Here is a 16194-nt window from a genome sequence, read left to right on the forward strand (position 1 = left end):
GGCAGGCGGAGCGCCTCGCTCCGCATTCCCCGTCGATGCTGGCTTCGGCAGGCATCGACGCGGCGCGCACCGCCGGGAAGTTCGAGGAAACCAGCACGCGGGCCGACGCCGAGCGCCTCGAAGCGGGCGCCGAGCAGAACGAGGCCATGATGCAGATGCTGGACGACATGATCGATCAGGCGCTCTCACGACTGATGGCCCCGCGCGGCCGTTTCGATGCCGTCTTCGACACCATCGTCGAGGCCGTTCAGGACCGCGGCAACACGCTGCCGCGCGCCCAGTTCCGCGGCTGAGCCGCGCATCCCGTCGCGCCCCATTCGAGAGGCCGCAGGCTCCCCGCCGGCGGCCTCTTTGCATTTCGGGGTCTTCATCGGCGCGGAAGAGCTTGGCTGTCACGAACGGGACAGGAGCTCGGAAAGCTTGGGCTAGTCTGCAACCAACAGCCGACGAAAGGGCCCGGTCCTATGTGCAGCGCGATCAACACTTCGAATTCCGACCGCATCCTGACCGACGCGCTCATGCGCAGCCAGGGTTCCGGCCAGACGGGCGACGTCAAGGGCGGCAAGAGCGTCGGCAGCGGCGTCAACGGCGGCGGCAACGTGCCGGACGCGCCCGGCCAGGCCGGTCAGTCCGGCGCCCCCGGCGCCAACGCCCGCCTGAGCCTCCAGGTCTTCATGTCGACCGGCGGTCAGAGCGTCGACACCTCGGTTCTTCTCGTCCAGGTGGCCGTGTCGATGCGCGACACGGAAGCGACCACGCAGAAGTCGAAGATCAACACCGACATGGAGGCCAAGAAGGCGCAGGCCAAGGAGAAGGAGGCCAAGCTGGAGGAAGCCCAGAAGAAACTGGCCGAGGCGCAAGAAAAGAAGAACAGCGCCAACCTCTTCGACAAGATCAAGCTCGCCTTCGAATGGCTCGGAGCCGTTTTGTCCGCGGCCGTCGGCGGAATCATGATCGCCCTCGGCGTCACGGCCGCGATCGGCGTCGCGCTCGTCGCAGCGGCCGTCGTCGCGATCACCATGGCGATCGACTCGACGATCCAGATGGCGACCGGCATGGGAATCGCCGGCAACTTCCAGATGATGGCCGACAAGGCCGCCAACGCCCGGGGCGAGAACGTGCCCCCGCTCACCGAAGCCGAGATGAAGGAGCGCGCCGGCAAGGCCGACATGGGCTTCCGCATCTCCATGGCGGTGATCGGCATCGCGCTCGCTCTTGCCACCGGCGGCAAGGACATGATCAACGGCATCAAGAACATCGCCAACGCCATCAAGGAAGCCGGGTCGACCGCCATCCAGTTCGGCCGGGCGGCCGTTTCGTCGGCCTCGACCGCCGGCAACGCGGCTTCCACCGTCGCCAAGACAGCGGACGGGGCGCAGAGCATCGCGGGAATCGCGGGCACGGCTTCCAAGCTCGCGAAGTCGGCCGACTCCGCGGCCGACTTCGTCAACGTCGCCGAGGATTCGGCCCAGGCAGCGCAGAAGATCGGCGGCTTCTGGGGCAAGCTTTCGGACAAGGCGATCAACAGCCTCGCCACCCGGATGGGCACCAGCGCCGAGCAGGCCACCAAGACGCTGCAAACGGCCAAGTCCGGGATCGGCGCGGCGGAGGACGTCGGCCAGATGACCTCGACCGCGATCGACATGGGCTCGCTCGCCGAGCGCTACAAGGCCACCGAGACCTCCGCCGACGCCAAGCGTCTTCAGGCCAGCGCCAAGCAGGACGAGGCCATGATGGAGATGCTGGACGACATGATCGACCAGGCGCTCTCGCGCCTCATGGCCTCGGGCGACCGCTTCAACGCCGTCCTCGACTCGATCGTCGAGGCTGTTCAGGACCGCAGCAACACGCTGTCCCGCGCCCAGTTCCGCGGCTGAGCCGCCCCCATTTTCGAGGTATCGCCGCGATGACCAACACGATCAATCCGAATTTCGTCCCGACCTCCTTCTTCGGTGCCAACAACGAACTGAAGGTCGACAAGCCCCTCGCCGAAGCGGTCCAGACCGAGGTCAAGGCCCGCCTCGACCAGATCCCCGACGCCGTCGGCGACAAGCACTTCCTCGAGGCGATCGCCGACCTGTCGCCGACCGACGTCGCCTTGCCCGGCCAGCGCAAGGAACTCTTCGACAAGTTCACCGCGGCGGCCCAGAAGTTCGCCGCCACCGAAACGACGCCCCTGCCCTACACCGGCGACATCGCCAAGTTCCTCGCCCGCGTCATGATCGAGTTCGCGGGCGACCAGCGCCAGCAGGCCCTCAACGACCGCGTTCTCGCCCGTCAGGCGGCGCAGGCCGAGATGATGAACCAGGCGGGACAGCAGGAAAAGGCCGCCACCGAGATGATGGCGGGCGCCATCACCAACGCCGTTCTCGGCGCTGTCGGCGGCGCCCTGGCCTTTGCCGGCTCGGCCGCCTCCTTTGCCGGCCAGGCCAAGGGCCTCGTGCAGATGAATTCGGCCGCCAAGCAGAGCGCCGCCGCCCAGAAGACGATGGACGGCCTCCTCGACTCGGCCGGAACATCCTCCCAGACGACGAAGTCGACGCAGGCCGCCAAGGGCGGATCGGTCGATGTCGACGTCAGCGTGAAGGTGACGCAGGTCGGCCCCAAGCCGAAGGACGCCGGTTCCATCGGCGGGGCCAAGACGCCTGACGGCGTCGGCACGCCCGGCAACCTGCCGCCGAAGAACGCCGCCACGGACGCCGACGACGCGATCGCCAAGCTCAACCAGAAGGATGCGGCGCTCGCCAAGATGACGCCGGAGCAGGCGCAGCAATACCGCGCAGCCGAGGCGATGAAGGCCAGGGGGGACCAGAACTTCACCCTCGCCGAGAAGCAGAACCAGATGGTCATGACCTTCGGTCAGGCGATCGAGACGATCGGCGGCATCCAGAAGACCATCGGCGGCTCCGCCGACAGCGCCATGCAGGCGACCGCCAAGAAGTCCGAGGCGGAGGGATCGCGCGACGCGGCCGACGCCGAATACGCCAAGCAGGTCGCGGACGGAAAGAAGGAAATCCAGGACGCGATGAACGAGATGATGAAGCAGATCATCAACTTCATCAAGGAAATGCAGGACGCCGAAGTCGAGGCGATGCGCGCCATCACGCGCGGTTGAGCCCGGTCATGGCGACGATGGACGGCTTCGAATCGACGGTCGAGCGGGTCTGGTCCCGCCTCGGCCTCGGCGCCCCGCGGCCCAGCGAACCGGGCCGGATCCGGCTGCGCGTCGAGAGCGTCAACATCGATCTCTCGGATACCGGCCGCGGATCGATGCTGATCGACGGGTCGGCCGGCCGCCTCGCCCCGGAAGGGCCGGCGCGCGCCGCGCAGATCCGCAGGATCCTGGAAACCAATGCGGGCCTTCTCGTCGACAACGACGCCGGCGTCTTCCTCGCGAGGGCGCCCGACGGCCGCGAGATCCTCGCCGTACGGTCGGTTTACCGCTATCGTACGGGAAACCTTGATCGCCTCATCAAAAAGATCGAGGATAGCGTCAGGGTTGTCGAATTCTACGCCGCCGAGTTCCGCTCCACCGGCCCTCAAGCGTCCCGCGCCTCGTCCCAGGCGGCGCCGGCGCCGGAGTCGGTCATGATCTTCCGCCCATGAACGCCGCCGGTCCGCTCGGGCCCCAGTGCGCCCGGGCTTTCGTCTGCCGCTCTCTCGTTTTCGGGGACTGCCCGTGAGTTCACTCAGAGACGCCGTGATCGAGCCCCAGCCGGCTCCCGCTCCCGAACTCGACGACGAGGCGGCGCTGCGCGCGCTGCTCGCCGGAAAGATCGCGGGGGAGCTCGGGCTGACCGGCGACGACCTGCGCATCGGCCTCACCATCGCGCGCAACCTCATGAAGCGCGGCGCCCATGCCGAGGCCCTGCGCGCCTATGGGGTGCTGGTGCTCTGCGAGCCGACCAACATCGATTTCCAGATCGGCCTCGCCAACTGCGCGAGCATGGTCGGCGCTCATCTCGTCGCCATCCAGGCGGCCTCGGCCCTGATCGTCCTCGCGCCCCGCGATCCGCGCGGCTACCTCTTGTCGGCGCGCGGCTGCCTCGGCATCAGCGATCTCGCCGCCGCGCGCGAGGATCTGGAGGACGCCCGCCGCTTGTCCGCCGGGCAACCGAGCCATGCGGCGGTCGAGCGCGAGGCGACGCTGCTTCTCGCCCGCCTCGACATGAACACGGCCAGCTGAAGGCGGATCTGCCGCGCTTTTCACCGCAAGGGGGCATCGTCATGGCCGAAGCCGCGGGCGATCCATCCGGACATGAGACAGCGCACGTCGGGAACGAGGCGCTCGCCCGCCTCTTCCGCCTACCGCCGGAGGACGCGCGAACCGTCGCCTCGCTCGCCCAAGAGATGCTGTCGGGTAGCGGCGTCGACGCCACGCGCTTCTTCGCGGCCCTCGACGCGGGTGAAGGCTTCGGCGCCGCGCTCGGCCTGACGCCGCCGGTCCTCGAAGCGCTCTACGCGCGGGCCTATCGCTGGTTCACGGTCGGCCATCCCGAAAAGGCCGAGCCGTTGTTTCGCGCGCTCTGCGTTGCCGATCCCGGCAATGCAGACGCTTTCGTCGGCCTCGGCATCTGCTTGCGGCTGCTCGGACGGGTCGATGCGGCCCGGCTGGCGCTCGACACGGCCGCCCGGCTCCGGCCGGACTGGGCGGTTCCGACCTTCCACCTCTGCGAGCTCGCGCTGGCCTGCCGCGACGACGCGGCCGCCGCGCGGCATCTCGAGGACTTCCGCAACCGCGCGCGCGCCGACACGCCGGCCGCGATGAGCGCGGAAGCCGCCCGCTTCGCTCAGGTGCTCGCGCTGCGCCGCCGCCGGCCGGAAGCAGCGGCCGGATGACCGGCCTCGACCTCAACCTCGGCCTGACCGCCCTGAGCCTGAAAGTCGAGCTCCTCCAAGCGATCGCCCGCAACATCGGCGGAGGACCGGAGGCCCAAGCGGGGTCCGCGACGAGCGCGGCCGCCAACGCTCCGACCGGGGAGGACGCGCCGCACGCGCGCGGCGAAGAGCGCCCGCCGGTCCTCTCGGACGTCGCCGCCGACCCTCAGGTCCGGCCTGCTTCGGGAACGCTGGTGGGCCTGCGGCAACCCGCTGCGGAGGCCATGCGCCGGGCACTGGCCGAGGAAATCGCCCGGCTGATGAAGCCGGAAACGCTCGGTCCGCAGCCGGCGGCCGGGTTCTCGGAGGCGGCGAGCGCCGAGGGCGCGGACGGCCGCTTCGTCGAAGACCGAGGCTCGGCCGCAGACGGTGCCGGTTTCGAGTCGAGCCTCGCCGCGATCTTCCGCCGTCCCGTCGCGCATCCCGGTGCCCCACGGCCCGCGACGACGCCCGCCGACAAGCCATCGGCCACGACCGTTGACGAGCAGCCGATCGCTGCCGCGGCCGGCGATCTGTCCTCCAGTCCCGCGGCCGATCATCCAGCGATCGCAGCGCGGTGGACTGGCCCAACGGCTCCGCGTGACCTGCCGCTTCCAGCCGATGCGTCCGCCGGTCTCGCGCGCGAAGGCGCCGATGATTCGAGTATCTCGGTTCGAGGCGAATTGACGCGCGAGGCCGCGCCTGCGGAACAGACGGCCAAGCCGGCCGGCATCCTCGCTGCACGAACCGACGCTGCCGTGGACGCGACGGCCGACGGGTTTGAGCCCACCCTCGCGTCCAGCCCCCCGATCGCAACCAGCGTCGCGGCCCCCGGCATCGAGCGGGCGATCCTCGAAGGAGCGATGGGCCTGCCGGACCTGTCCGCCGCGCTCGCCGCTTCGCTCGGCGACGGCATCGGGCCGATGTCGGAACGCGGCGGCGTGATCGCGTCCTTCATTCTCAACGCCGCCATGATCCCCGGCTGGCCGCCGCCCCGCCCCATCGAACCCGCGGCCCTGCGCGCCTTCGTGTTCTCCGTCGTCGGCGAGGCCAAGCTGACGCAGGACGAGGCGGAAACGCTTCTCTACCTCGCCAATCTCGGCGTTCGCGCCAAGGATCTGCGCCGCATGATGCGCCGCATCCTCGCGGCGAAGAACCGCTCGGTCCTGATGCTGGCGTTGGCCGCGATCCTGACCAATGCTCGCGCCGCGATGACCGCGCTGGCCGACGAGATCGCCGCGCTTGCGGAGGAGATGAGCGAGGAGCGCCGCTTGGCAGCGGCCGACGGCCGCTCGCGCCTCCTCCTCCGCTGACCCCGTCCCAGTCATCTTCGGCACAGGCCCCCGCCCGCCCAGCAGCTACAAGCGGAGGAACGCAGCAGCCTCGTCCCCGACCGGCCGCATCTCAGGAGCGCTTCCATGGCGAACACGATCACCATCGCCCCGCAACCGCTCGTGCCCTTCCAGTCACAGCAGCTCGACGAGGCGGTCGCCGCGGTCCCGGCCTCCGGCAGTGCACCGGCCGCGGAGAGGACCGCCCTTCCGCGCCCGCAATGGCAGATCCCCAATGCGGGGTCGGGCACGAACTACGAGATGCTGGGCCTGCCGATGCCGCGCTCCAACGGCGATCTCGCGGCCCTCCTCGCGCAGGTCTCGCTCTCGCTCGAGCGGACCACGGACGAGGCCCGCAAGAGCGAGGCGATCGCGAGGCTCGCCGGCCTCGCCGCCCAGCTGACGCAGTTCGACCTCGCCCCGCTCGGCGCGACCGTGGACCGCACCACCGCGACGCGCCAGCGCGCCGAAGCGACCGAAGCGAGCCTGCGCGCCGCGACCGATCCGCTGATCGCCCAGCGCGGCGGCGCGACGTCCGATGCCGCGCGGGCGGAGATCGACCTGCAGATCATGGCTGCGCGGATCGCCAGCCTCGACGCGCGGGCCGCCGATCTCCGGGCCGATCTCGCGGCGGCGCCGACCGTGGCCGACAAGGCGTCCATCCAGGCCAAGCTCGACGACGTGATCGCCGCTCGGACGACCCTCGCGGAAACGCGGACCGGCTTCGCCGACACCTTCTCGGCGATCGAACGGAACCAGGCGCTGCTGGACGCCGAAAGGGCCAAGCCGGAGAAGGAGCGCAACGGGACCCTGATCGCGAGCCTCAGCTCCTGGCTCAGCACGGCGCGGGAAAACCTCCCCAGCGTCTACAGCCAGCTCGCGGCCCAAGGCGTGCCGGCCGTCGCGGCCGATCTGACGACGCTCGCGGGCAACACGTCCAGCAGCCGGACCCTCGAGCAAGCGGCCCGCACCGCCCTGAACACGGCAAGCACCATTGCGGTCGCCGTAGCTCGCGCCGCGGCGGCCGCCTATGCCGCGACGTCGACGAGCGAGAACAACCAAGCGGCCGAGCGCGACATCGGCATCGATCGCACCTTCGTCGACATCGCCGACACGTCGAAGCAGATCGCCGCGCGCCTGTCGGCCGTCGACGAGGCGCGGGCGAGCAACATCGAGGAGAACGAGAAGGCCGGCGAGCAGCGCCTCGCGGCCCTTGCCGCCGCGCTCGTCTCCGCACTCGCCAACATCGCCTCGGTGCTCGCCTCGACGGGCAGCCTCGCCTCCGGCGATGCGGCATCGGCGCCCCCGAGCCGTGCGCGCACGCGCATCGACGCCTGAGGCGGGTGGACCCCGCGCCACATCGTCAACCCTGCCGCCCGATATCGCAAGTCTTTGACGGCTAAGGGCGTATCCTTGCGGCGCACGCGATGCTAGAAACGCGCGCCGCTTGGCCCTAGATGACCGAGGTTGGACGATGCAGCGTTTCCTGGTGACCTTGTCGAAGCGCAACGACCTCGTCCTCGCGTTTCTGCTGGTCTGCATCATCTTCATGATGATCCTGCCGCTGCCGATCGCGGTGGTGGACACGCTGATCGCCATCAACCTGATGCTCGCCGCCATCCTCCTGATGGCCTCGCTCTACCTGTCCGACGTCACGCAGCTCTCGGCCTTCCCGTCGATCCTGCTGCTCACGACCCTGTTCCGGCTCGGCCTCGCGATCTCGACGACGCGCCTCATCCTCCTTCACGGCGATGCCGGCCACATCGTCGAGACCTTCGGCGAGTTCGTCATCGGCGGCAACCTGATCGTCGGCATGGTCGTCTTCCTGATCCTGACGATCGTGAACTTCATGGTCATCACCAAGGGCTCGGAGCGCGTGGCCGAGGTCGCCGCCCGCTTCTCGCTCGACTCGATGCCCGGGAAGCAGATGTCGATCGACTCCGACATGCGCGCCGGCCAGATCGAGATGGACGAGGCCAAGCGCCGCCGGAACAAGCTGGAGAAGGAGAGCCAGCTCTACGGCGCCATGGACGGCGCGATGAAGTTCGTGAAGGGCGACGCCATCGCGGGCCTCATCATCATCGCCGTCAACCTCATCGGCGGCATCTCGATCGGCATGTTCCAGCGCGGCCTGCCCGCCGGCGAGGCGCTGAACCTCTATGCGCTGCTCACCATCGGCGACGGCCTCGTCCAGCAGATCCCGGCCCTGTTCATCTCGATCACCGCCGGCTTCATCGTCACCCGGGTGGCTTCCGAGGACAGCAAGGACCTCGGCTCCGACATCGCCGGCCAGCTCGTCGCCGACCCGCGCGTCCTGATGGTCACGTCCGCGATCCTTCTCGTCTTCGCCGCCGTTCCCGGCTTCCCGACGATCATCTTCCTGGCGCTCGCCGCGCTGACCGGCGTCGGCGGCTTCATGATGATGCGCAAGCAGAAGCAGACGGCGGGCACCAAGCGCTCCACCGAGATGCCGGCGCTCGCCGCGGCGCTCGCCCCCGTCGGCACGGCGCCCTCGCTGCCGGACGACGACGAGGACGGTCCGCCGATCGAGCAGGTCAGCTTCGCCCTCACCGTCCCGCTCATCGTCGACATCGCCGCGAGCGTGCGCAATTCGATCCGGCCGGACAAGCTGGACCGCGAGGTCGCCCGCGTGCGCCGCGCCCTCTACTTCGACCTCGGCGTGCCCTTCCCCGGCATCCACCTGCGCCTCAACGAGAACCTCGGCGAGGGCGAGTACCGCATCCTCGTCAACGAGATTCCCGTCGCCGCGGGCCAGGCGCGGCCGGGCTACGTCATCGTGCGCGAGACCGAGTCGAACCTCGCCATGTTCGGCATTCCCTTCGAGCGCGGGCCGGACTTCCTGCCGCACACGCCGAGCCTCTGGGTCTCGATGAAGCACATGCCGGTCATGGAGAAGGCGGGCATGCAGGTCATGACCCTGTCCTCCATGCTGACCTTCCACCTCGCGCACATCCTGAAGAGCCACGCCTCCGAGTTCATCGGCGTTCAGGAAACCATGTTCCTGATGAACCAGATGCAGAAGAACTTCGGCGAGCTGGTGCGCGAGGTGACGCGCCTCCTGCCGATCACCACCATCACCGACGTCCTCCAGCGCCTCGTCTCGGAGGAGATCTCGATCCGCGACATGCGCACGGTGCTGGAAGCGCTGGTGAACTGGGGCCAACGCGAGAAGGACCCGATCGTCCTGTCCGAATACGTGCGCGGGGCTCTGTCGCGCTACATCACGCACAAGTTCTCCGGCGGGCAGAACATCATTCCCGCCTACCTCATCGCCAAGGACATCGAGGACGCGGTGCGCGGCGCCATCCGCCAGACGAGCGGCGCGTCCTATCTCGCGCTCTCGCCCGACATCCATCGCGAGCTCATCGCCAGCATGAAGAAGGTGGTCGGCACCGATCCGAGCGCCCGCGGCGCCAGCCAGCCGGTGATCCTCGCGCCGATGGACATCCGCCGCTTCATGCGCAAGATCGTCGAGCGCGACTTCCCGAGCCTCGCCGTTCTGTCCTACCAGGAGCTCACGCCCAGCGCGAACATCCAGCCGCTGGAGCGCATCAAGATGATGCAGCAGGGCCAGCTCGCCGCCGCGGAATGAGCGCCGCCTCGCCTCCGGCGGATCCGCCGGCCGCGCCGCTGGCGATCGAGGATGGCAGTCGCCTTCGCCTCGGCGTCTACCTCGCGGCGCTCCTTGCCGGCCTTCTGGCGCTCGGCCTCCTCGACGTCCGCGCGCCCCTGGCTCTCGCCGTGCTCCTGGCCGCTGCCGCTTGTCTGGCCGCGGGGCTGCTCCTGCCGCGCCCACGGATCGCCGTCCTGCGGATCACGGGCCTCGGCGTCGCCCTCGCAGCACTCCTTGCCCTGGCCGGTCCCTTCGCCGCGACGCTGGGCGCCGGCCAGGGGCTGGCGGCGCTTTCCGGTGGAGCGAGCTTCTGGCCCCACGTCCTCGTCCTTCTTTTCGGCTCGCGCGTGCTGGCCGAACTGTCGGACGCGCGCTTCTCCCTGTTCTGGCGCGATCCGCTCGATCCGCGCGGGCGCGGGCGGGCGCAGTCGATCGGCGCCGCCTGCCTCGGCGGGCTCTGCCTCACCCTCCTCTTCGGCCACTTCGTCGGAGCGTTGGCGGTCGCGCCCGGCGCGCTCGATCCCGCCTCCATCGTCCTGCGCGCCTTCACGGGCGCGACGGTCGTGCACATCGCGATCATCGCCCTCTTCTTCACCGTTCTCGCCGCCCTCGCCGATGCGGGGCTGCGGCTCATGGAGGACGCGGCGGTGCTGTCGGCCCTGCGGCGCTTCTGTCAGGACGAGGTGGCCGCCGGTCGGCCGCTCGCGCGCTCCGCCCTGGGGCGCCTCGTCGCCCAGCGCTTCTTCGCCTTCTCGCACACCCGCGCCGTGCAAGGCGTGATCGCGGCCTGCCTCGGTCCAAACGGGGCGGGCGGCGAGCCGGATGCGGCGCAGCGCACGCTCGCCGCGATCCACCTCGCCTCGCGCCGGTTCCTGCGCGCGCTCCTGTCCTTTCTGCCGCTTCTCGGCTTCCTCGGCACGGTGATCGGCCTGACCGCGGCGATCGGCGGCCTGCCGGCCGATCTCGGGCCCGAGGCGGGCGCCCGGCTCGACATCGGCGCCAGTCTCCTCGGCCTCGCGGTGAAGTTCGAAACGACGCTTCTCGGCCTTCTCGGCGGCCTCCTCGGCTCGCTTCTCCTCGCCCTTCTCGAAAGCCGCGAAAGCGAGATCGCGGCCGAGTGCCGACGCTTGTCCGAAGTCGCTGGCGATGGCTGAGGGTCGCGCCGTCGAGGATCCCGGCGACGAGGCCGACGACGCGCTCGACGGCCTGCCCGCGACCATGGCCGACCTCTTTCTGGCGCTCGTCGCCGTCGTCGTCCTCATGCTCCTGTCGCTGCTGCCGGCCATCGCCACGCCGGGCGCGCTCGCCCCGGACGGCGCCGAGGAGCCGTGGCGCACCGGACAGGCGCGGCTCGACGGCGGCACGCCCGCAATCATCGTCGCCGAGGCCGGCGGCCTTCGCCTCGCCGACGCGGCCGTCCCCGGCGCCGATCCCGTGTCGGACCGCTCCGGCGGTCGGCTCGTGCCCTTGGATGCGCTCTTCAGCGATGCGGATCTTGCCGCGCGCCTGGAAGACGTAGCGCGGGCGCAAACGCCGGTTCTCTTCGTCGTCGAGCCGGACGGGGGCGAGGCTGCCTTCCTGTTCGACGCCCTCGCCAGCCGCGCGGGGCTTGCGACCTACGCCCAGATGCGGCTCGGCAGCGACTGCGCGGTCCGCTCGCGGGGCGCGGCCTGCGCGCCGGGCGCAGTGGGCGCGCCATGACAGGGTGGCGGTTCGACCTCGCGGTCTTCACGGATCTGTCGGCGAGCCTCTTCGCCGCCTGCTTCATGATCCTCCTGATCTTCCTCCACCTCGCGCAAGAAACCGACGCCGCCCGCTCTCCGCCCCGCGCGATCGAGGCCCGCACCGCCTATCGCCTCATCGACCGCACGCCGCTCGCTCCAGCCGCCATGCTCGATCTCCTGCGCCGCCATCGCGGCGATCCGGGCGGCGTCTCGATCGACCTCTTCGCCGATCGCATCGAGATTTTGGGGCCGGGCGGCGCGGCTCCGGCCGTCGTCGCGCCGGAAGCCGTCGGCACGCTCGCGCGCGAGCGCCTCGGCGGGATCGGGAGCGAGGCCCGCCTCTACGTGCTGTCGCCACGGCTCTACGATCGGACGATCGCGGCGCTGACGGATGCCGGTCTGTCTGCCGCCGAGATCACCGTGCCCCGGGCGCTCGGCGACGGGACGCTGCAGCCGATCGCCTGGCGCGGCGCCTTCGCCGACCTCGAAGCGACGTCGCCGACGCCCGAGGCCTTCCGCGCCGGTGTCGCGCGCATTCTCGAAGGCGGCGACGAGGAGCCCATACCCGCCCGCACCCAGGGAGGCGCGCCGGCCACCGGCGCAACGGCGCAGAGCCTTTCGCAGCGCGTTGCCACGTGGATCGCGCGCCTCGTCGCGGGTGCCGCGCTGATCGGCGGCTTCGGCCTCGTCGTGGTTCAGGAGCGTCGGCGCATCGGCGCGGCGCGGCTTGCCGGGAGCCGGGTGCTGGCCTCGCCCGCGACGACGATCTAGACTGAGCGCAGACCCGTTCCCGCCGTTACCCCCGCGAGGCCGAGACCCATGGTCGACTCGATCCAGAGAAACAGCACCATTCCCGTGCCCGCCTTCCAGACGGAATCCGGCGCGCACGATCCGCTGCCGATGGATGCGCCCAAGCAGTTGCAGCGTCTGGAGGACACCGCCAAGGCCGCGGGCGCCGAGGCGCAGAAGGACCGGTTCGAGGACTATCTCAACCAGGGCTCGGTGACGACGGTGGCGAAGGATCGCGATCGCGGCACCGTCTTCGATCCGGCCGCCGAGATCGCGGCCGCCAGCGTCTACGGCCAGCCGAGCGCCAACAAGCCTCTCTGACCCGTCAGCCGAGAACGGCGCGCGCCGCCATGAGCTGGCGCAGGCAGGTCTCGATGGCCGGAAGGTCCATCTCGTCGTCGTCGAGGCCGACGGCGAAGATGACGTGACCGCCGCGACCGACGCCGACCGACAGGAGCCGGCCGGTCGACGGGTCGGGGCCGGCGAGTTGGATGAGCTCGCCTTCGAGCCGCTCGTCGAGCTGCTGCGGACGAGCGGCGAGGCTGACAAGGACCCGCCCCGGCTCGGACGCGGCGGTGAGGGTCAGCGTTCCCGAGCGCTGGAAGACGAAGCTGTAGCTGCCGTCGGCGGCAGGGGCCGCCTCGACGCCCATGCTGGCGGCAAAGGCGTTGATGGTCTGGATCGCTCGGGAAGAAATGGCCATGTCGATCGGGCTCGGGCTGTCCGGGGGGCTGCGGGTGGTTGGGTCAAGGCAGCGCGCGGCCGGCCCGATCAGGAATAATGGCCGTTCGCGTCCATCGCCGCGTATTCCCGCTCCTCGGCCGCGACCAGCTCGTCGAGAAGGGTCAGGATGGCGGCGTTCTGCTGCAGGCGCGCCTGGGGCGAGGGCATGATCTCGTCCGGCAGTTCGGCATGGACGCCGCGCAATCCGTTGGCGAAGACCAGCTGCGTCGCGACCGAGCAGCCCTCGTAGCGCGACAGCATGGCCTGCGCCTCGACGGCGCCGGGGGCGGAGCTGCTGGCGAAGTTCAGAAGAGCGCCGGCGACGTCGGCCGCCTTGCCCGTCGGCGCCTCGCCCCGCTGGAGCTGGCGATCGGACAGCGTGATCAGCTGGCCAGCCATGTCGACGACACTCTGCATCTTCTTCAGCTTGCCGAGTTCGGTCAGGAGGGCGTGGAGAAAGGCGCTGTCGGTGGAGGGGCCGGTGCTCGCTAGGTCGCGCCCGGCCGCTTCCATGAACGTGTCGACGATCTCGCCGAAGCTCTTCATCACGTCGAAGCCGCGCATCGCTTCGAACAGCGCGCCCATGTTCTTCGTCTCCCGCAGGAGCGAGCGATAGGTCTCTCGCACGGCCGCCGGATCGGTCTCCAGGGTCATCGCGGCGCGCGAGGCGGTCTGCGAGGCGGCGAGCCCCGCGCGCACGTCGCGGCCGAGATCGCCCTTGCCGTATTCGGCATGCGCCTCGTCGAGGAGCATCTGGAAGTCGTTGCCGGCGCCCGCTGCCGCGAAGAATTCGCGCGCGATGTCGAGCGCGGCGAACTGATGGGTGACGTCCGGATCGAAGCGCTGCAGCGTCGCCAGGATGTCCTCCTTGCTGACGCCGCCTCCCCCTCCGCCACCTTGGCCCAGGCGCTCGAGATGGGCTTCGAGTTGCTCGACCAGCGCCTGAAGCTCCACCTCCCGCGGCATGTCGGGAAGCTTGTCGTAGTAGTCGGCGATGCGCGCGAGGGCGGCCAAGCTCGCGCCCTGCCCCTGGCGCACGTCGCGCCGGTCGAGGGAGCGCTTGTCGGCGCGGTGGGCGACCGACATGCCGATCTCCTCCGCGGCGTCCTGGAGCTTGGAGGCTTCCGACGAGACGGTGACGGTTTCGCCGCGATAGTCGCCGCGCAGCTGAGCCGCGACCTCGGCGCCGACCGGCGAGGTGACGTTCAGCGCCGTGAGATTCTGGCGCAGCGTTTCGATGGATCCGGACATGGGCGGAACCTCCGGGGCATGTGATGGTCGCGAGGCACCATAAACGGGATGCGGAACCCGTTTGTCCCGTTCGTCACAGGTCGGACGACGTCCCGGCGCGGCCGCCCCGGCGAAAGCGTCCCGGCAACAGCAACAGGGCGCCCCGAAGGACGCCCCGTCTCGGTCAGCCGCGGCGGAGCGGCGCTCCGCCCGTCGAAGCCAGTCGCGTCAGGACACGTTGCGCGCGATGCTCTTCAGCGTGTCGGCGACGCTCTTGAGCATGTTGGTGCGCAGGTTGCTGATCGCGGACCAGGAGTTCATCGCCATCTGCATCGAGAACATCTTCTCGGTATCGGACAGGTTCGCGTTCTGCTCGATGTCGCGGATGTCGTTCTCGATCGCCGTCATCTGCTCCTGGAGCTGCTTCTGCCGCCAGATCAGATCGAAGCCGTCGCTGTTCGTATAAGGGACCGGGCTGAAGGTCGTTTCCGTCGCGGTCGACGATGCGTAAAGACCAGCGGTGCTCGTCGGTGCAAGAGCCATGTCTATCTCCCGGTTTTGTCTTGGGGAACTGTCACGGCCCGGTCGTTTCGGCTCCGCTCGACTGCATCAATAGCACAACCCGCCGAGCTGCAACAAGACTTCTTTCCAAAGAGTTAAAAGCTTCAAATCGACCGAACGGAACCCCGGCCGCCACTTCGACGCGCAGGCTATGGAGAAGGGCGTCGATCCGCCCGACGACCTCGGCCGCCACGTCGGCGCCTCCGGGTCCCGTCAGGCGCTCGCCGAGTTCGGTGAAGGATCCGATGTCGTCCGCCTCGTCCATGTCAGCATCCTTTCCGATCGAGGCGCCCGGCCTCAAATGTCGTCGTCCAACGCCAGCGCGTCGAGCCCCGGCCGGTCGAGCACGAGGAGGGAGCGGTCTCGGACGGCGATCAGCCCGTCCCGTTCCCAGGCCTTCAGGGCGCGGTTGACGTTGCCGCGCGCGCCGCGCGCCATCAGGCCGAGATCGCTCTGGGTGACGAAGGCGCCGAGGCGCCGCACCCGGCGGCCCCCGTGCTCGGTCCAGTCGTCGAGGCTGTCGGCGAGGCGAAGAACGCATTGCGACAAGCGCGCGGGCAGCGTCTTCAGGCCGAGGATGCGCGTCAGCGAGATATAGGAGCGATAACGCCGCGCGACGGTTCGGCCGAGCGCCACCGCCAGCTCCGGATGCGCCTCGCAGAGCCGCCGGAAGGCGGGCGCCGCGACGCTGAAGATCGAGCTCGTGCCGATCGAGGTCGCCATGTCGCAGTGGCAGCCGCCTTCGAAGACGCCGAGTTCGCCGAAGCTCTCGCCGGCCGGCAGGATGCCGAACAGGATCGGCGAGCCGTCGTCGAGGAGATAGGACAGCCGGACGTGCCCCGAGCGCACGAAGAACAGCGACTCGGCCTCGTCGTCCTGGAGGTAGATGAATTCGTTCGGCCCGCAGATCCGATGCGTCGCGATCGACTCCAGCCGGCGCAGGACGCCTTCGTCGATCCTGAAGAACTCGCTGCCGCGGAAGTGGGGCAGATGCGAGAAGCGCTCGGCAGCCAGATGACGCAAGGGGAGATACCTTCAGCGCGAACGACGACCCGGCCGCGCCCTGCCGCGGACGCTCGGTCCCGTGCCTGCGGATATGGAACGGGGCGATCCTTGTTTCGCGAGATTGCAGTTCGCGCGCAAGGGGAAAAACGCGAGGCGTCCACCACGACCGGCGACGCCGCCCGGATCGGCCGGCTCCGGGGCTTCCCCAAGGATCGTTAAGACCGAATCCGTATGGCCGATGAATTGATGAGGACATCGCGCAAGCCCTTTGCTATTGACGTGTTTCCAGGGATTTGCGGGGCTGACGGGTCGGCGCGCGGGGGCGCGTGCCTTCGACTAC

The 16194-nt window shown here is 69.7% G+C and carries 18 protein-coding genes; 13 read left to right on the plus strand and 5 right to left on the minus strand.

All coding sequences use genetic code 11. The annotated features are described in order from the left end of the window. Positions 1–35: 35 nt before the first annotated feature. The 13 genes from FZN60_RS04505 (at position 36) to FZN60_RS04565 (ending at position 12656) form a co-directional block, all read left to right on the plus strand. On the plus strand, positions 36–293 hold the full coding sequence (locus tag FZN60_RS04505) for a hypothetical protein (RefSeq protein WP_158871534.1): 258 nt from the start codon (positions 36–38) through the stop codon (positions 291–293). 171 nt (positions 294–464) lie between these two features. Beyond that, complete coding sequence (gene sctE, locus FZN60_RS04510; RefSeq protein WP_158871536.1) at positions 465–1877, plus strand: type III secretion system translocon subunit SseC family protein; 1413 nt, start codon at positions 465–467, stop codon at positions 1875–1877. Between the two features lie 29 nt (positions 1878–1906). Continuing rightward, the gene (locus FZN60_RS04515; protein WP_158871538.1) at positions 1907–3115 is read left to right on the plus strand and encodes a hypothetical protein; all 1209 of its coding nucleotides are present in this window, start codon (positions 1907–1909) and stop codon (positions 3113–3115) included. 8 nt (positions 3116–3123) lie between these two features. Continuing rightward, a complete protein-coding gene (locus FZN60_RS04520; protein WP_158871540.1) occupies positions 3124–3606 on the plus strand; it encodes a type III secretion system chaperone in 483 nt (160 codons plus the stop codon). A 73-nt stretch (positions 3607–3679) separates the two neighbouring features. Then, the gene (locus FZN60_RS04525; protein ID WP_158871542.1) at positions 3680–4186 is read left to right on the plus strand and encodes a pathogenicity island protein; all 507 of its coding nucleotides are present in this window, start codon (positions 3680–3682) and stop codon (positions 4184–4186) included. Positions 4187–4227: 41 nt separating this feature from the next. After that, a complete protein-coding gene (locus tag FZN60_RS04530; RefSeq protein WP_158871544.1) occupies positions 4228–4839 on the plus strand; it encodes a tetratricopeptide repeat protein in 612 nt (203 codons plus the stop codon). Beyond that, a complete protein-coding gene (locus FZN60_RS04535; RefSeq protein ID WP_158871546.1) occupies positions 4836–6170 on the plus strand; it encodes a hypothetical protein in 1335 nt (444 codons plus the stop codon). Before FZN60_RS04530 ends, FZN60_RS04535 begins: the two co-directional genes overlap by 4 nt. A gap of 105 nt (positions 6171–6275) precedes the next feature. Next, positions 6276–7526 (plus strand): hypothetical protein, encoded by a 1251-nt coding sequence (locus FZN60_RS04540; protein ID WP_158871548.1) that lies wholly within the window; start codon positions 6276–6278, stop codon positions 7524–7526. A gap of 136 nt (positions 7527–7662) precedes the next feature. Next, positions 7663–9801: a type III secretion system export apparatus subunit SctV gene (sctV, locus tag FZN60_RS04545; RefSeq protein WP_158871550.1), complete on the plus strand. Its 2139-nt coding sequence runs from the start codon at positions 7663–7665 to the stop codon at positions 9799–9801. Then, positions 9798–10976 (plus strand): MotA/TolQ/ExbB proton channel family protein, encoded by a 1179-nt coding sequence (locus FZN60_RS04550; RefSeq protein ID WP_158871552.1) that lies wholly within the window; start codon positions 9798–9800, stop codon positions 10974–10976. The genes sctV and FZN60_RS04550 overlap by 4 nt, the downstream gene beginning before the upstream one ends. Next, positions 10969–11523: a hypothetical protein gene (locus FZN60_RS04555; RefSeq protein ID WP_158871554.1), complete on the plus strand. Its 555-nt coding sequence runs from the start codon at positions 10969–10971 to the stop codon at positions 11521–11523. Before FZN60_RS04550 ends, FZN60_RS04555 begins: the two co-directional genes overlap by 8 nt. Continuing rightward, positions 11520–12317 (plus strand): hypothetical protein, encoded by a 798-nt coding sequence (locus FZN60_RS04560; RefSeq protein WP_158871556.1) that lies wholly within the window; start codon positions 11520–11522, stop codon positions 12315–12317. The genes FZN60_RS04555 and FZN60_RS04560 overlap by 4 nt, the downstream gene beginning before the upstream one ends. Before the next feature lie 48 nt (positions 12318–12365). Beyond that, on the plus strand, positions 12366–12656 hold the full coding sequence (locus FZN60_RS04565) for a hypothetical protein (protein WP_158871558.1): 291 nt from the start codon (positions 12366–12368) through the stop codon (positions 12654–12656). A gap of 4 nt (positions 12657–12660) precedes the next feature. On the opposite strand, the gene FZN60_RS04570 is transcribed toward FZN60_RS04565, so the two are convergent. The 5 genes from FZN60_RS04570 to FZN60_RS04590 all read right to left on the minus strand — a co-directional run bounded on the left by FZN60_RS04570 (position 12661) and on the right by FZN60_RS04590 (position 15872). Next, positions 12661–13038 (minus strand): type III secretion system chaperone family protein, encoded by a 378-nt coding sequence (locus FZN60_RS04570; RefSeq protein ID WP_158871560.1) that lies wholly within the window; start codon positions 13036–13038, stop codon positions 12661–12663. Between the two features lie 68 nt (positions 13039–13106). Beyond that, complete coding sequence (locus FZN60_RS04575) at positions 13107–14309, minus strand: HrpJ domain-containing protein (RefSeq protein ID WP_158871562.1); 1203 nt, start codon at positions 14307–14309, stop codon at positions 13107–13109. A 207-nt stretch (positions 14310–14516) separates the two neighbouring features. Next, positions 14517–14831 (minus strand): EscF/YscF/HrpA family type III secretion system needle major subunit, encoded by a 315-nt coding sequence (locus FZN60_RS04580; protein WP_158871564.1) that lies wholly within the window; start codon positions 14829–14831, stop codon positions 14517–14519. Between the two features lie 31 nt (positions 14832–14862). Further along, positions 14863–15114: a hypothetical protein gene (locus tag FZN60_RS04585; protein WP_158871566.1), complete on the minus strand. Its 252-nt coding sequence runs from the start codon at positions 15112–15114 to the stop codon at positions 14863–14865. Between the two features lie 32 nt (positions 15115–15146). Beyond that, positions 15147–15872, minus strand: coding sequence for a Crp/Fnr family transcriptional regulator (locus FZN60_RS04590; RefSeq protein WP_158871568.1), 726 nt, complete (start codon positions 15870–15872; stop codon positions 15147–15149). Positions 15873–16194: the final 322 nt, after the last annotated feature.

Origin of the sequence: Antarcticirhabdus aurantiaca, assembly GCF_009765365.1 — a bacterium.
Classification (GTDB): Bacteria; Pseudomonadota; Alphaproteobacteria; order Rhizobiales; family Rhizobiaceae; genus Antarcticirhabdus; species Antarcticirhabdus aurantiaca.

What these genes read in the sequence shown, in the direction of transcription:
- FZN60_RS04505 (WP_158871534.1), top strand. Translation starts at nt 36, where the DNA reads ATGCTGGCTTCGGCAGGCATCGACGCGGCGCGCACCGCCGGGAAGTTC.
- sctE (WP_158871536.1), top strand. Translation starts at nt 465, where the DNA reads ATGTGCAGCGCGATCAACACTTCGAATTCCGACCGCATCCTGACCGAC.
- FZN60_RS04515 (WP_158871538.1), top strand. Translation starts at nt 1,907, where the DNA reads ATGACCAACACGATCAATCCGAATTTCGTCCCGACCTCCTTCTTCGGT.
- FZN60_RS04520 (WP_158871540.1), top strand. Translation starts at nt 3,124, where the DNA reads ATGGCGACGATGGACGGCTTCGAATCGACGGTCGAGCGGGTCTGGTCC.
- FZN60_RS04530 (WP_158871544.1), top strand. Translation starts at nt 4,228, where the DNA reads ATGGCCGAAGCCGCGGGCGATCCATCCGGACATGAGACAGCGCACGTC.
- FZN60_RS04535 (WP_158871546.1), top strand. Translation starts at nt 4,836, where the DNA reads ATGACCGGCCTCGACCTCAACCTCGGCCTGACCGCCCTGAGCCTGAAA.
- FZN60_RS04540 (WP_158871548.1), top strand. Translation starts at nt 6,276, where the DNA reads ATGGCGAACACGATCACCATCGCCCCGCAACCGCTCGTGCCCTTCCAG.
- sctV (WP_158871550.1), top strand. Translation starts at nt 7,663, where the DNA reads ATGCAGCGTTTCCTGGTGACCTTGTCGAAGCGCAACGACCTCGTCCTC.
- FZN60_RS04550 (WP_158871552.1), top strand. Translation starts at nt 9,798, where the DNA reads ATGAGCGCCGCCTCGCCTCCGGCGGATCCGCCGGCCGCGCCGCTGGCG.
- FZN60_RS04555 (WP_158871554.1), top strand. Translation starts at nt 10,969, where the DNA reads ATGGCTGAGGGTCGCGCCGTCGAGGATCCCGGCGACGAGGCCGACGAC.
- FZN60_RS04560 (WP_158871556.1), top strand. Translation starts at nt 11,520, where the DNA reads ATGACAGGGTGGCGGTTCGACCTCGCGGTCTTCACGGATCTGTCGGCG.
- FZN60_RS04565 (WP_158871558.1), top strand. Translation starts at nt 12,366, where the DNA reads ATGGTCGACTCGATCCAGAGAAACAGCACCATTCCCGTGCCCGCCTTC.
- FZN60_RS04570 (WP_158871560.1), bottom strand. Translation starts at nt 13,038, where the DNA reads ATGGCCATTTCTTCCCGAGCGATCCAGACCATCAACGCCTTTGCCGCC.
- FZN60_RS04575 (WP_158871562.1), bottom strand. Translation starts at nt 14,309, where the DNA reads ATGTCCGGATCCATCGAAACGCTGCGCCAGAATCTCACGGCGCTGAAC.
- FZN60_RS04580 (WP_158871564.1), bottom strand. Translation starts at nt 14,831, where the DNA reads ATGGCTCTTGCACCGACGAGCACCGCTGGTCTTTACGCATCGTCGACC.
- FZN60_RS04585 (WP_158871566.1), bottom strand. Translation starts at nt 15,114, where the DNA reads ATGGACGAGGCGGACGACATCGGATCCTTCACCGAACTCGGCGAGCGC.